The sequence below is a fragment of the Sorangium sp. So ce176 genome (assembly GCF_051519835.1).
In the GTDB taxonomy this organism is placed as follows: domain Bacteria; phylum Myxococcota_A; class Polyangia; order Polyangiales; family Polyangiaceae; genus Sorangium; species Sorangium cellulosum_G.
The window spans coordinates 7,149,929-7,164,776 of sequence record NZ_CP150371.1 but is presented as its reverse complement, the minus strand read 5'-3'; the positions used below and the strand labels follow the sequence as shown (position 1 = coordinate 7,164,776).

General features: G+C 72.8%; 11 protein-coding genes. 10 read left to right on the top strand and 1 reads right to left on the bottom strand.

Annotated elements, in window-relative coordinates; translation table 11 throughout:
• Positions 1-23 precede the first annotated feature (23 nt).
• From WMF42_RS26805 to WMF42_RS26765, 9 genes are all read left to right on the top strand, one after another.
• On the top strand, positions 24-548 hold the full coding sequence (locus WMF42_RS26805; protein ID WP_434041427.1) for a hypothetical protein: 525 nt from the start codon (positions 24-26) through the stop codon (positions 546-548).
• Positions 529-906, top strand: coding sequence for a hypothetical protein (locus tag WMF42_RS26800; protein ID WP_437685603.1), 378 nt, complete (start codon positions 529-531; stop codon positions 904-906). The genes WMF42_RS26805 and WMF42_RS26800 overlap by 20 nt, the downstream gene beginning before the upstream one ends.
• Positions 907-923: 17 nt before the next feature.
• Entirely contained in the window at positions 924-3,437 is a 2,514-nt protein-coding gene (locus tag WMF42_RS26795) for a SpoIIE family protein phosphatase (RefSeq protein WP_437685601.1), read from the top strand.
• A 138-nt stretch (positions 3,438-3,575) separates the two neighbouring features.
• On the top strand, positions 3,576-4,031 hold the full coding sequence (locus tag WMF42_RS26790) for a hypothetical protein (RefSeq protein ID WP_437694354.1): 456 nt from the start codon (positions 3,576-3,578) through the stop codon (positions 4,029-4,031).
• Entirely contained in the window at positions 4,012-4,389 is a 378-nt protein-coding gene (locus WMF42_RS26785; protein ID WP_437685600.1) for a hypothetical protein, read from the top strand. The genes WMF42_RS26790 and WMF42_RS26785 overlap by 20 nt, the downstream gene beginning before the upstream one ends.
• Before the next feature lie 17 nt (positions 4,390-4,406).
• Positions 4,407-6,899, top strand: coding sequence for a SpoIIE family protein phosphatase (locus tag WMF42_RS26780; protein ID WP_437685598.1), 2,493 nt, complete (start codon positions 4,407-4,409; stop codon positions 6,897-6,899).
• Positions 6,900-7,219: 320 nt separating this feature from the next.
• Positions 7,220-7,597 (top strand): hypothetical protein, encoded by a 378-nt coding sequence (locus tag WMF42_RS26775; RefSeq protein ID WP_061607691.1) that lies wholly within the window; start codon positions 7,220-7,222, stop codon positions 7,595-7,597.
• 18 nt (positions 7,598-7,615) lie between these two features.
• A complete protein-coding gene (locus WMF42_RS26770) occupies positions 7,616-10,090 on the top strand; it encodes a SpoIIE family protein phosphatase (RefSeq protein WP_437685596.1) in 2,475 nt (824 codons plus the stop codon).
• Positions 10,091-10,155: 65 nt separating this feature from the next.
• Entirely contained in the window at positions 10,156-11,670 is a 1,515-nt protein-coding gene (locus WMF42_RS26765; protein WP_437685594.1) for a pyruvate kinase, read from the top strand.
• A gap of 35 nt (positions 11,671-11,705) precedes the next feature.
• Here the strand turns inward: WMF42_RS26765 and WMF42_RS26760 are convergent, their stop codons facing one another.
• Complete coding sequence (locus WMF42_RS26760) at positions 11,706-12,380, bottom strand: energy transducer TonB (protein ID WP_437685592.1); 675 nt, start codon at positions 12,378-12,380, stop codon at positions 11,706-11,708.
• Positions 12,381-12,449: 69 nt separating this feature from the next.
• Between WMF42_RS26760 and WMF42_RS26755 the strand changes: the two genes are divergently transcribed.
• Positions 12,450-14,624, top strand: coding sequence for an ATP-binding cassette domain-containing protein (locus WMF42_RS26755; RefSeq protein WP_437685590.1), 2,175 nt, complete (start codon positions 12,450-12,452; stop codon positions 14,622-14,624).
• The last annotated feature ends 224 nt before the right edge of the window (positions 14,625-14,848 follow it).

Here is a 14,848-nt window from a genome sequence, read left to right as displayed (position 1 = left end):
AAACGCCGTACGCTGCTTCAATCGTGCCAGCGCCTGAACCGAGCCAGAATGCTTCATTGTTCCTGTGCATCACGTTCTTCCCGAGCGAGCGGCTGGCCACCGCGGTGCTGCGGCTCGTCTCCAGCTTCTGCGGGATGGTGCTGGACGACGCGAACGTGAGCTCGAGGTTCTACATGGCCGCGCACGAGCTCGCCGAGAATATCACCAAATATTCGGCCGGCCCCAGGGTCAGCCTGGAGCTCGCGCTGGAGGAGGGCGAGAGCGCCTGTATCATGAAGATCCGCGCGCGGAACGAGGCGTCTCCGGAGCGGCTGCGCGAGGTGGAGCGGCGCCTCCTCGAGCTGAAGACGGCGGCCGATCCGGTGAAGCACTACGATGACCTCATCTGTGAGACAGCGATGCTGGAGGGGGTGTCGGGGCTCGGCCTCGCGCGGGTGCGCGCCGAGGGCGGGCTCGACGTGGACTACAGGATCGAGGGGAACGAGCTGACGATCATCGCGCACGCGCCGGTTGGGAGGTGGAGGGTAGATGAGAAGCTTGAGGGTTGAGCCCGTCGTCACGGAGAGCTTCGGGATCGAGCCGGCGCTGAGGGACGACTCCCTCCGCGTCAAGCTCACCGGCACGGGCGACATGACGGCGGTCGCGCCGCTCGGCCTGTTCCTCAAGGACCTTCAGGCCGAGGCGGCGCGCCTGCGCGTGAGCGCCGTCGAGTTCGACGTGAGGGCCCTTTACTTCCTGAACTCGAGCTGCCTGAAGGCGTTCATCAGCTTCATCTGCGGCCTGCCGGGCCTCGGGCTACGGTGCAAGGTCGAGTTCGTGACGGACGCGCGGCTCGGCTGGCAGCGGCGGAGCCTGGCGGCGCTCGAGCGCATGTCGCCGGAGCTCGTCTCGATCACGGACACTTGACCCGAGAGCCGCAGGCCATGACGAAGAAGCGCCGGACGATCGCCCTCCTGATGGACTACGTACGAGGCGAGTACCAGTCCGAGGTGCGCTTCGGGGTCGAGCGCGCCGCCGAGACGCACGACGTCAATCTCCTCGTCGCCTTCGGCGAGACGCTCGCGCTCCCCGGGACGACAGCGTCGGCGCAGAACAGCATCTATCGGCTCATCGGCCCGGAGACGGTCGACGGCATCATCGTCGCCTCGACGACCCTCTGCCACCACGTCGGCATCGAGGGCATGCAGCGGTTTTGCCGCTCCTACGCCCCGCTGCCCGTCTGCAGCGTCGGGATGGCGATCGAGGGCGTCCCGAGCCTCGTCGTCGACAACGCCCTCGGGATCGAGATCTCCGTCAGGCACATGGTCGACGACCACGGTCGCCGGCGCATCGCGTACATCGGCGGCCCGGCCAACAACGAGGAGGCGGGCGTGCGCGCCACCGCGTACTGGCGGGCGCTCGCGGAGCGATCTCTGCCCTTCGACGAGCGGCTCTTCGCGTTCGGCGCGTTCACCATCGACACCGGGCGCGCCGCGATGCGCGAGATCCTGGGGCGCGGGGTCGAGTTCGACGCCGTTGTCGCCGCCAACGACAACATGGCCCTCGGGGCGATCGAGGTGCTCCAGGCGCGCGGCATCAGCGTCCCGAAGGACGTCCTCGTGTGCGGCTTCGACGACGTGGCCATCGCGCGCTTCACGAAGCCGTCCCTGACCACCATCGGCCAGCCCATCAAGCGGCTCGGCGCGCGCGCCCTGGACACGATCCTGCGCATGATCGACGGCGCCCCCGTCGTGGAGCGCAGCCTGTTCCCGGTCGAGCTCGCGCTGCGCGAGTCCTGCGGCTGCGGCTACCCGGCGGAGACAGCGGGCGCGCCCTCCGGCATGGCGCGGCGCGCGCCGCTCCCGCCCGCCGACCAGCGGGCCGACCTCGAGCGCCTCCTCGAGAAGAGCGTCGCGATCCCGGCCGGCTCGCTCCGCGGCTGGGCCGGCGCGCTCCTGTCGGCGCTCGAGGAGGAGCTCGCCGGGGGAGAGGCGGGCGAGGGCCGCTTCCTGCGCGCGCTCGAGGCGCTCCTCGACGCGGCGGGGCGCGAGGGCGCGATCCTCGAGCACTTCCAGGGCGTGATCACGCTGCTGCGCGAGCGGTTCCGCCCCGGGCCCGGGGAGCGGCGGGACGCCGCGCTGGAGGAGGCGCTCGAGCGGATCTGGCACGGGGCGCGCGTCGTCATCGGCGGCGCGTCCGTGCGCGCCGAGGGGCAGAAGCGGCTCAACGTGGAGCTCGCGTCGCTCTACCTGAGCTGGAGCGCGCGGAGCTTCTCGACCTGCCTGAGCCTGCCCATCCTGCGGCGCATGATGGCGTCGGAGCTGCCGAGGATGCAGTTCTCGCGCGTCGCTGTGTCGCTCTACGACGACGCGCACCGCGACATGCTGAAGCCCCTCTTCCTGATGGAGGACGGCCTCGAGCTGGATCCCCCTTCGGCCCGCTTCCCGGCGCGCTGGCTCGTGCCCTCGGGGTTCTTGAAGGACGACGAGCGCTGGAGCATGGTCGCGCTCCCTGTCGCCTTCGGCGACACGGAGAAGTTCGGCGTCGGGGTGCTCAACAGCGGCGCGAACGAGCTGGTCTATGACGCGCTCCGCCTCCAGATCGGCTCCGCGGTCAAGGCCGCGGCGCTGCACTGGGAGGTCGTGCGGCAGGTGGAGCTGCGCGAGCGGCTCGAGCAGGAGAAGGTCCGCCAGGAGAGCGTCGTCGCGGCGCGCATCCAGACGACGCTGGTGCCGCCGCTGCTCTCGGTCGAGGGGCTCGACCTCTGCGCCGTCATGAGGCCGGCCGCCGAGGTGGGCGGCGACTACTACGATGTGCTCGCGACCCCCCGGGGCGGCTGGCTCGGCATCGGCGACGTCGCGGGGCACGGCCTCGCGGCGGGGCTCGTGATGCTGATGATCCAGAGCATGATCTCGGCCCTCACGCGCAGCGATCCGGAAGCCAGCCCGGGCGAGCTCGTCTCCGCCGTCAACGCGGCCGTGTACGAGAACGTGCGCAGCCGCCTGAAGCGGGACGAGCACGCGACCCTGCTGCTCCTGCGGTACGAGCGCGACGGGCGCGTGACGTTCGCGGGGGCGCACGACGACATCATCGTGTGTCGCGCGCGCACGCGGCGCTGCGTCTGCATCCAGAGCTCCGGCGTCTGGATCGGCGCGCTGCCCGTCATCGACGCGATGACGCGAGACGCCGAGTTCCTCCTCGAGGACGGAGACGTGCTCGTGCTGTACAGCGACGGTGTCACCGAAGCGCGCAACGCGCACCGCGAGCAGTTCGGCCTGGAGCGGCTCTGCGCCACGATCGAGTCCGCGCAGGCGTCGCCCGTCGAGGCGATCCGCGATCGCATCCTGAGGGACGTCGACGGCTGGTGCCCGAGCCCCGATGACGACATCACGATCGTCGTGGCGAGGTACAGCGCGCCGCGCCCGCTGGCGCCCGGTTCCGCCGGCTCTCCTACATGAACGCCATGTTCCGTCCCGCGCGCAGAAGGGATTGGATCCGGATCGAGAAAGCCGTACGCTGATCGAATCGTGCCAGTGTCCGAACCGAGTCAGAACGGCTCACTCTTCTTGTGTATCACGTTCTATCCGACCGAGCGGATGGCCAACAGCGTGCTTCGGCTGGTGTCCAGCTTCTGTAGCATGGTGCTGGACGACGCGAATGTGAGCTCGAGGTTCTACATGGCCGCGCACGAGCTCGCGGAGAACATCATCAAGTATTCCAGCGGCCCCAGGGTCAGCCTCGAGCTCGCGCTCGAGGAGCGCGACAGCTCGTGCGTCATGAAGATCTGCGCGCGGAACGAGGCGTCTCCGGAGCGGCTGCGCGAGGTGGAGCGGCGGCTCTTCGAGCTGAAGACGGCGGTCGATCCGGTGAAGCATTACGACGATCTCATCACCGAGACGGCGATGGTAGAGGGGGTGTCAGGGCTCGGCCTCGCGCGGGTTCGCGCCGAGGGCGGGCTCGACGTGGACTACAAGATCGAGGGGAACGAGCTCACGATCATCGCGCAAGCGCCGGTCGGGAGATGGAGGGTAGATGAGCAACTTGAGGGTTGAGCCGGTCGTCACGGAGAGCTTCGGGATCGAGCCGGCGCTGAGGGACGACTCCCTCCGCATCAAGCTCACCGGCACGGGCGACATGGCGGCGGTCGCGCCGCTTGGCAGCCTCCTCAAGGAACTGCAGTGGGAGGCGGTGCGCCTGCGCGTGAGCGCCGTCGAGTTCGACGTGAGGGCCCTTTACTTCCTGAACTCGAGCTGCCTGAAGGCGTTCATCAGCTTCATCTGCGGCCTCGCGGGCCAGGGGCTGAAGTGCAAGGTCCAGTTCGTGACGGACGCGCGGCTCGGCTGGCAGCGGCGGAGCCTGACGGCGCTCGAGCGCATGTCGCCGGAGCTCGTCTCGATCACGGACACCTGACCCGAGAGCCGCAGGCCATGACGAAGAAGCGCCGGACGATCGCCCTCCTGATGGACTACGTGGGAGGGGACTACCAGTCCGACCTGCGGTTCGGGGTGGAGCGGGCCGCCGAGGCGCACGACGTCAATCTCCTCATCGCCTTCGGCGAGACGCTCGCGCTCCCCGGGACGACCGCGGCGGCGCAGAACAGCATCTATCACCTCATCGGCGCGGAGACGGTCGACGGCGTCATCGTCGCCGCGGCCACGCTCTGCCACCACGTCGGCGTCGAGGGCATGCGGGAGTTCTTCCGGGCTTACCCGCCGCTGCCCGTCTTCAGCATCGGGATGGCGATCCAGGGGATCCCGTGCGTCATCGTCGACAACGCCCTCGGGATCGAGCTCGCGGTCGGCCACATGGTCGATGTCCACGGGCGCCAGCGCGTCGCGTACATCGGCGGCCCCGCCAACAACGAGGAGGCGAAGGCGCGCGCCGACGCCTACTGGAGGGCGCTCGCGCAGCGATCTCTCCCGCTCGACGAGCGGCTCTTCGCGTTCGGCGCGTTCTCGATCGACTCGGGCCGCGCCGGGGTGCGCGAGATCCTCGGCCGCGGGGTCGAGTTCGACGCCCTTGTCGCCGCCAACGACAAGATGGCGCTCGGGGCCATCGAGGAGCTCGCGGAGCGGGGGCTCCGCGTCCCGGACGACATCCTCATCTCCGGCTTCGACGACGCCGCCATCGCGCGCTTCTCCAGGCCGTCGCTGACCACCGTCCGCCAGCCCATCAAGCGGCTCGGGTCGATCGCGGCGGACGTGATGATCCGCATGCTCGACGGCGAGCACGTCGACGGGACGACGCTCCTCGGGGTCGAGCTCACCTGCCGCGAGTCCTGCGGCTGCGGGACCCAGGCGAGCGCCTCGCTCGCGCCCCCGGGCCCGCCGACCCGGGGCGGGGCGCTCTACCTCGCCGGACAGCGCGAGTCGCTGGAGCGCGCGCTCAGGAGGAGCGTGATGATCCCGACCAGCATGCTCGACGGCTGGCCCGGCAAGCTCCTGTCGGCGCTCGAGGAGGAGCTGTCCGGAGAGGCGGCTGCGGGCCGCTTCCTGCGCGCGCTCGAGGCGATCCTCGACGCGGCGAGGCGCGAGGGCGCGATCGTCGAGCACTTCCAGGGCGCGATCACGCTGCTCCGCGAGCGGCTCTCCCGGCCGCCCGAGGACGGCAAGGACAGGGAGCTGCAGGACGCCCTCGAGCGGATCTGGCACGCGGCGCGCGTCGTCGTCGGCAGCGCGTCCGTGCGCACCGAGGGCGAGAAGCGGCTGAGCGTCGAGCTCGCGTCGCTCTACCTGAGCTGGAGCGCGCGGAGCTTCTCGACCTGCCTGAGCTTGCCTGTCCTGAAGCGCGTGATGACGTCGACGCTGCCGGCGCTGGAGCTCTCCCGCGCCGCTGTGTCGCTCTACGACGACGCCGACGCGGAGCGCGCCACGATGAAGCCGCTGTTCCTGATGGAGGGCGGCCGCGAGGTGGAGGCGCCGCCGCTGAGCTTCCCGGCGCGCCTCCTCATGCCCCCGGGGTTCATGGACAGCGCGGAGCGCCAGACGCTGATCGCGCTCCCTGTCGCGTTCGGCGACACGGAGAAGTTCGGCGTCGCGGTGCTCGACAGCGGCGCGAACGAGCTGGTCTATGACGCGCTCCGCCTCCAGCTCGGCTCCGCGGTGAAGGCCGCCGAGCTGCACCGGGAGATGATCCGGCAGGTGGAGCTGCGCGAGCGGCTCGAGCAGGAGAAGGTCCGCCAGGAGAGCGTCGTCGCGGCGCGCATCCAGACGACGCTCGCCCCGGAGCAGCTCTCGGTCGAGGGGCTCGACCTCTGCGCCGTCATGCGGCCCGCCGCCGACGTGGGCGGCGACTACTACGACGTGCTCGCGACGCCCGGGGGCGGGTGGCTCGGCATCGGCGACGTCGCCGGGCACGGGCTCGCGGCGGGGCTCGTGATGCTGATGATCCAGAGCATGGTGTCGGCGCTGACGCGCAGGGACCCGGGCGCCAGCCCCGGCAAGGTGCTCTCGGCGCTCAACGCGGCGGTCTACGAGAACGTGCGCAGCCGCCTGCAGCGCGACGAGCACGCGACGCTGCTGCTCTTGCGGTACGAGCGCGGCGGCCGCGTGACGTTCGCGGGGGCGCACGACGACATCATCGTGTGTCGCGCGCGCACGCGGCGCTGCGTCTGCATCCCGAGCACGGGCGTCTGGATCGGCGCGCTGCCCGTCATCGACGCGATGACGCGAGACGCCGAGTTCCTCCTCGAGGACGGAGACGTGCTCGTGCTGTACAGCGACGGCGTGACCGAGGCGCGCAACGCGCACCACGAGCAGTTCGGCCTCGAGCGCCTCTGCTCCACGATCGAGTCCGCCCAGTACGCGTCCGTCTATGACATCCGCGATCGCGTCCTGAGGGAGGTCGACGGCTGGTGCGCGAGCCCCGACGACGACATCACCCTGGTCGTGGCGAGATACCGCGCCCCCCGGCGGCCCTGATCGCGCGCCGCGCGCGGTCGCCATGCGCTGCATGTCAATCGAAGCCGCTCCCTTGCCCACGTGTCGCACACCGGGGCAAGAGGGATTGGCTCCGGGTCGAGAACCACGTACTCTGGCCAAGGCGTGTTAGCTTCCGAACCGATCCAGGACGCGTCACCGTTCCTTGTGCGCCACGTTTTCTCGTGTGAGCAGACGATTGCAACGCTGTTGCGACGGGCGGGGCAGGTGCGCGCGGAGGGCGGGCTCGACGTGGATGACACGACCGACGGGAGCGAGCCGATGATCCTCGCGGGGGCGCCGGCGGCGGAGGTGGAGGGTAGATGAGCAGTTTACGGGTTGAGCCTGTCGTCACGGACAGCTTCGGGATCGAGCCGACCCTGAGGGACGACGCCCTCAGCGTGAAGCTCAGCGGGACAGGCGACATGGCGGCGGCGCCCTCGCTCGGCCTCTGCCTCAAGGCGCTCCAGGCGGAGGTGATGCGCCTCTCCATCAACCGCGTCGCGTTCGACGTCAGGGCGCTTTATTTCCTGAACTCGAGCTGTCTGAAGGCGTTCATCAGCTTCATCTGCGGCCTCCCGGGCCAGGGCATGAAGTGCAAGGTCGAGTTCATCACGGACGCGCGGCTCGGCTGGCAGCGGCGGAGCCTGACGGCGCTCGAGCGCATGTCGCCGGACGTCGTGTCGATCTCCGACGTCTGATCCCGAGAGCCGCAGCACATGACGACGAAGCGCCGTACGATCGCCCTCTTGATGGATTACGTGCGTGGCGAGTATCAGTCCGCGGTGCGGATCGGGGTGGAGCGCGCCGCCGAGGCGCACGACGTCCACCTCGTCATCGCGGTCGGGGAGACGCTCGCCGGCCACGGCCCCTCGGAGATCGCCCAGAACAGCGTCTACCGCCTCGTCGGCGCCGAGGCGGTCGACGGCATCGTGATCGCCGCGGCGACGCTCTGCAATCACGTGGGGGTCGAGGGGGTGGAGCGCTTCTGCCGGGACTTCGCGCCGCTGCCCATGTGCAGCATCGGGATCCCGCTGCAGGGCATCCCGAGCATCGTCGTCGACAACGCGCTCGGGATCGAGATGGCGGCCGGCCACCTGCTCGACGACCACGCCTGCCGGCGCGTCGCGTACATCGGCGGTCCGACGAACAACGGCGAGGCGAGGCTCCGCGCCGAGGCGTACCGCAAGGCGCTCGCCGCGCGCGCGCTCCCCTACGACGAGCGCCTCGTCGCGAACGGCGAGTTCACGATCGACACCGGCCGCGCCGCGATGGCCGAGATCCTGGGCCGCGGGGTCGAGATCGACGCCGTTGTCGCCGCCAACGACAACATGGCCCTCGGCGCGATCGAGCTGCTGAAGGCGCAGGGCCGGAGCGTCCCCAGGGACATCCTCGTGTGCGGCTTCGACGACGTCGGCGTGGCGCGCTACACGAAGCCGTCCTTGACCACGGTGCGCCAGCCGATCAACCGGCTGGGGGAGATCGCGCTCGAGACCGTGCTGCGCATGCTCGACGGCGCGCCGGTGCCGCCGCGCAACCTGCAGCAGGTCGAGCTCACGCGGCGCGAGTCCTGCGGCTGCGCGTACCAGGCCGTCTCCGCGGGGCCGCTCACGATCCCGCCGCCCCGCGTCGGGGCGACCTTGCTCGCCGGCCGGCGAGGCGAGCTGGAGCGCGCGCTCGAGCAGGCCGTGGGCATCCCGGCCTCCTCGCTCCACGGCTGGGCGGGCGAGCTCCTGTCGGCGCTGGAGCAGGAGCTCGCCGGGGGCGAGGGGCGCTTCGTGCGCGTGCTGGAGCGCCTGCTCGACGCGGCCGGGCGCGAGGGGGTGTTCCTCGACCTGTTCCAGGGCGTGATCACGCTGCTGCGCGCGCGGCTCCGCCAGCCCGGCGGCGATCCGGCCGGGGCCGCGGTGAACGAGGCCCTCGAGCAGCTCTGGCATGCGTGCCGTGTCCTCATCGGGAGCGCTTCCGTGCGCGCCGAGGGGCGGCAGCGCCTCGACGTCGAGCTCGCCTCGATCGGCCTGGCCTGGAGCGGCCGGTGGTTCTCGACGTGCCTGAGCTTGCCGCTCTTCAAGCGCATGCTGGCCTCGGAGCTGCCCCGGCTGGGCTTCACGCGCGTCGCCATCTCGCTCTACGACGACCCGACGCGCGCCACCCTGAAGGCGCTCTTCCTGATGGAGGACGGCCGCGAGCTCGAGCCGCCCTCGGAGAGCTTCTCGTCGCGCCTTCTCGCGCCGCCCGGGTTCCTGAGCTCGAGCGAGCGCAGGAGCGTGGTCGTCATGCCGCTCACGTTCGGCGAGACGGAGTATTTCGGGCTGATGGCGCTCAGCAGCGGCGTGAACGAGATGGTGTACGACGCGCTGCGCCTGCAGGTCGGCTCCGCGGTGAAGACGGTGACGCTGCACCGCGAGATGGTCCGGCAGGTGGAGCTGCGGGAGCGGCTGGAGCAGGAGCGGGGGCGCGAGGAGACCGTCGTCGCGGCGCGCATCCAGACGACGCTGGTGCCGGAGCAGCTCGAGGTGGAGGGGCTCGAGCTCTGCGCGTCGATGACGCCGGCCGCCGACGTGGGCGGCGACTACTACGACGTCATCGCGACGCCCGGGGGCGGGTGGCTGGGGATCGGCGACGTCGCGGGGCACGGGCTCGCGGCGGGGCTCGTGATGCTGATGATCCAGAGCATGGTCTCCGCGCTGACGAGCAAGGAGCCGGGCGCCAGCCCGAGCGAGCTCCTCGCCGCGCTCAACAAGGCCATCTTCAAGAACGTGCGCGGCCGCCTGAGGCGGGACGAGCACGCGACGCTGCTGCTCCTGCGGTACGAGCGCGACGGGCGCGTGACGTTCGCGGGGGCGCACGATGACATCATCGTGTGCTCGGCGCGCACGCGGCGGTGCGTGTGCATCCCGAGCACGGGCGTCTGGATCGGCGTGCTGCCCGTCATCGACGCGGCGACGCGGGACGCCGAGTTCATCCTGGAGGACGGCGACGTCCTCGTGCTGTACAGCGACGGCGTGACCGAGGCGCGCAACGCGCACCGCGAGCAGTTCGGCCTGGAGCGGCTCTGCGCCGCGATCGAGGCCGCGCAGGCGTCGCCCGTCGAGGCGATCCGCGACCGCATCCTGAGGGAGGTCGAGGGCTGGTGTCCGAGCCCCGACGACGACATCACCGTCGTGGTGGCGCGGTACCGCGCCCCCGCGTAGCGCGCCCGGCGTTGCGGCGCGCCGCGGCGGATGAGAGCATCCGCGCGCACCCTGGAGATCGCGCCATGACCTGCCTTGATCCGCACACCATCGAGCAAGCGCTGACCGCCGTCGGGGCGCTGCGCGGGAGCGCCGTCGAGCACGAGGAGCGTCACCGGGCGCTGATCGACGCGGCGCACCCGGCGCACCGCGCGGGCGCGACGAACCTGCTCCACTACCTCGCTGTCCGGCAGCGCGACCTCCGCGATCTCCAGCGGCAGCTCGCCTCGTTCGGCCTGAGCTCGCTGGGCCGGCTCGAGCGCTGCGCGCTGGCGTCGCTCGACGCCGTGCTCGGCGCGCTCGACGCGCTCGCGGGGCGCCCCGGGACGCGGCCTCCCGGCGAGCACCCCACCACGTTCGACGCGGGGGAGTCGCTGCTCGAGGACCACGCGCGGGCGCTGCTCGGCGAGGGGAGGCCGGGGCGCCAGACGCGGGTGATGGTCACGCTGCCCGGGGACGCGCGGAAGCGCGACCTGAAGCGGCTGCTCGAGGCGGGCATGGACGTCGCGCGGATCAACTGCTCGAAGGGCGACGCGGCCGAGTGGGCCGGCCTCGTCGGGCGGCTCCGGAGGGCGGCGCAGGAGACCGGGTTCGCGTGCAAGATCCTGTGCGACATCGCCGGGCCCAACCCGCGCGTGAGTATCGTGAGCAAGGTCGACGGGGGCTCGGCGCGCCTCGCGCTCCCGGAGTCGGGGGGGCGGCCGCAGCTCTGGCTGTGCAAGGATCTGAAGGACGTGAAGCGGGCGCGCGCGGCGGCGGCCGAGGGGGGCGAGGCGCTCGCGGTCGGCTGCACCATCCCGGAGGTCGTCGACGACCTCCGGCCCGGGCACCGGGTGTTCTACGACGACGGGCGGCTCGGCGGCACGGTCAAGCTCGTCACCGACGGCGCCGCGCTCGTCGAGGTGGATTTCGCGCGCCAGGGCTCCGTGAAGCTGAAGCCGGGCAAGGGCCTCAACTTCCCGGACACCGAGCTCGGGATCGCGCCGCTCACGCCGAAGGATCTCGAGGATCTCGATTTCATCGCGCGCCACGCCGACATGGTGGGTCTGTCGTTCGTGAGGACTCCTTCCGATGTGGAGCGCCTCCAGGCGGAGCTCGCCGCGCGCGAGGCCGCGCACCTCGGGCTCGTGCTCAAGATCGAGACGACGCCCGCGTTCCGGCAGTTCCCGCGGCTCCTGCTCACGGCGATGCGCAGCGAGAACGTCGGCGTGATGGTGGCGCGCGGCGACATGGCCGTCGAGATGGGGTTCGTGCGGCTGGCCGAGGTGCAGGAGGAGCTCCTGTGGCTCTGCGAGGCCGCGCTGGTCCCGGCGATCTGGGCGACGCAGGTGCTCGAGAGCCTGAACAAGACCGGCGTGCCGACGCGCGGGGAGGTGACGGACGCGGCGATGAGCTCGCGCGCCGAGTGCGTGATGCTCAACCAGGGCGAGAACATCGTCGCGACGGTCCACTTCGTTGTCGACGTGCTCCAGCGCATGCACGAGCACCAGGACAAGAAGCGGGCGCTCCTGCGGCCGCTCAGCGTCTCGCGCCTCGACTGAGGCGCCGCTCCGGGTCGGGGCGGCGGGGCGCCGGGTCAGTCGACGGACGGCACGGTCGCGTCCACCCGGGTGGGCAGCCCGCGCGCGCCTGCCGGCGCGCGGAACGTCGCGGCGGACAGCTCCCGCCGCATGCAGGTGGCCGCGTCGTCGTAGCGCGGGTCGGACGCGCTCCCGATGATCGTCGGCGCCACGATGTAGCCGTCGGCGTCGACGTTGAACTCCACCCGGATGACGTCGGGCGGCAGGATCTTCCCGTCCGGGCCGCGGCAGCGCTGCACGAGGTCCCAGTAGAGCTGCGCGCGCGCGGCCTTCTCGATGGCGGGGCTCGACATGTCGACCTGCACCGCGGGCGCGCCGATCTCGACGCGCGATCGCGGCGCGGGCGCGGGCGGCGGCGCCGACGCAGCCGGGCGCGCGGAGGGCTCCGGGACGCCGGTGCTCGTGCCGATCTTCGCGATCGTCCCGCCGCCGCCCGGCCTGGGCGCGGCCTGCCGCGCGGCGGCGAGGATCTCCTCGAGCGCCTCCGGTTCGGCCGAGCTCACCGCCGCCGCCCCGGCCGTCCGGAGGCTTCCGCTGTGGGGGGCGAGGGGCGCCGCGCCGTCGCGCGTCCAGGGGGCGTGGGCCCCGGCGTCGGCCTGCGCCGGCGGCGCGGGCTCCGGGCGCTCGCAGGCCGCGAGCAGCGGGAGCAGGACCACGAGCGCGGTGCGCACGCGGAGAGGGTCGATCGGATGCGCGTCGCGCGCAACCGCGCCCGCGGTGTAGCGTGGAGGCGCACGTCGATGCGCGCGCTCCTCGCGATCTTGCGGATCGGTCTCCGCTCGCTGCACGCGGGGCGCGCGTCGCACATGTCGGCGGGGCCACAGGGGTCGCCTGCGTCGCAGGGGGCGGAGGGGTCGCAGGCGTCGCGGGGGGCGGAGGGGTCGCCGGCGCCGGCAGAGGGCGGCGCGGTCCTCTCCGGGATCCTGCGCCGCGCGCCCGGCGCGCGCCTCGCGCTCGTCGTGGCGCTCTCGTCGCTCGCGGGCGCCCTGTCCGGCGTCCTGCCGGCGGTGGCCGGCGCGGCCATCGGCGCCGTGGCCGGGCGCGCCGCGCGGCCCTCCAGCGGCTTCGGCGGCGCGATCGCCCGGCTGCTCGACGGCGCGCCGACGGCCGCCGTGGTCCTCGCGGCGCTGGCCGCCACGCTCGCGTCCGCCTCCGTGGCCGTGCTGTCCGGCCGGAAGAGCTCCGAGCTCGCCGGCGATCTCACCGCCGCGCTCCGCGTCGCGCTCTTCCGCGCGGCGCTTTCTGCCTCGCCCCGGGACGTCGACGCCGCGGGCCGCGGGCTCCTCGACGCGAAGGCGGCGGGGCCCGCGGCGCCCCGGCCGGCGGCCGGCTCCGGCGCGCGGCCCGCTCCGCCCGCGCGGGGCGCCGAGGTCGTGCGGCTCGCGATCGTGCGCGACGCCGGCCTCGTGGCCGATTTCGGTCTCGCCGTCGCCGCCGGCCTCCCGCAGGCGGTCGCGACGCTCGCGGTGCTCGCCGCGGCGCTCGTCTCGAGCGGCATGGCGCTCGTGCTCGCCGGCGGCGCGGCGCTCTTCGCTGCCTCGCGGCTCGCGGCCGACCGGGCGTCCGGGCGCGTGGCGCGCGCGACGCGGGAGATGCAGCACGCCGACACGGCCGTCTTCGGCGCTGTCGGCGAGGCGCTCGCGGGCGCCGAGGACCTGCGCCTGCTCGGCGCCCGCGATCAGGCCGTGCGCGAGCTCACCGGGGCCGCGTACCGGGTCGCCGACGCGCGCCGCCGCTTCGGCCAGGCGCTCGCGGTGTCCGGCCAGATCAAGGGCGTGTTCGCGGCGCTCTCGCCGCTCGTCATCGTGGCGGCGATCGCTGTCTCCCGCGGCGACGTCGGCGCGGGCGAGGTCGGCGAGCTCCTGCTCGTTGTGCCGCTCCTGATGGCGCGCCTGGAGGCGCTCGACGCGCTCCGCGCCGGCTTCATCGAGCGCGCCCCGCTGCTGCGCGCGACGCTCGCCTTGCTCCGCCTGCCGGAGCACCCGCCGCGCGCGGAGGGCGGCCACGCGGCGGTGGCGGGAGAGGGCGCGGCGGGGGCAGGAGAGGGCGCGGCGGTCGCGCTGTCCTCGGGAGGCGCCGCGGCGGGTCTGGACGGCGAACCGAGGCGTCCGCTCGCGATCGTGTTCGAGCGGGTCACCTTCACCCCGCCGGGCGCTGCCGGCCCGGTCCTCGACGACGTGTCGCTCTCGATCCCGGCCGGCGCGGTGGTCGGCATCTGCGGCCGATCCGGCAGCGGCAAATCGATGCTCCTGCGCCTGCTGCTGCGGCTCGACGAGCCGTCGTCGGGCGCGATCACCGTGGGCGGCGTGGACCTGCGGCGGATCCCGCCCGAGGCGCTCCCGCGGCTCTTCGGCGTGGTGGGCCAGTCGACGCGGCTGTTCGAGCGGAGCATCGGGGACAACCTTGCGCTCGGCCTCGACCCTCGCCCGTCGGAGGACCGCATGCGGGAGGCGCTCCGCCTGGTGGAGCTCGACGAGCTCGCGGGCGCGCCGGGCGCGCCGGGCGCACCGCCGGAAGCGGGGCCCCCGGGCGTCGTCCGGGCGGCGGCGCGCGGCCTCGGGACCGAGGTGCGCGCCTCGCCGCCGAGCCTGTCGGGCGGCGAGGCGCGGCGGCTGCTGCTCGCGCGGGTGCTGCTGCGCGAGCCGCGCGTCTTCGTGCTGGACGAGCCCGAGGCGGGCCTGCCGGGCGCGACCGCCGAGGCGCTCCTCCGCGCCGCGTGCGAGGTCGCCGGCGGGCGCACCGCGGTCGTTGTGACCCACGCGCCGCACCTCCTGCGGTCGACCTTCAACGTGCTCCTCGACGGCGGCAGGGTCGCGGCGGTGGGCACGCACGAGTCGCTGCGCGAGCGCTCGCCGCTCTACCGATCGCTCCTGGCGGACGCGCTCCAGCGATCTGCGGTGAGGGCGGCGCTCTAGCTCCGCCCGCCAGAAATCCGGCCAGGGATGGCCGGACTTCTGCGCCGCTTCGCGGCGGCTTCGCGCGGGCGGCGCTAGCCTCGATGCCGGTCGGTCAAGCTCCAGCCCCTTCAGATCGGCCGTTTCCGCGGGGAGTTGCTCATCTTTACCTTCACGGCGCGAGGGGATGTTCGTTCAGCGCGCCGTGCGGGGAGGATGAAGCGCTTCAGATCTCGCGCAGCCCA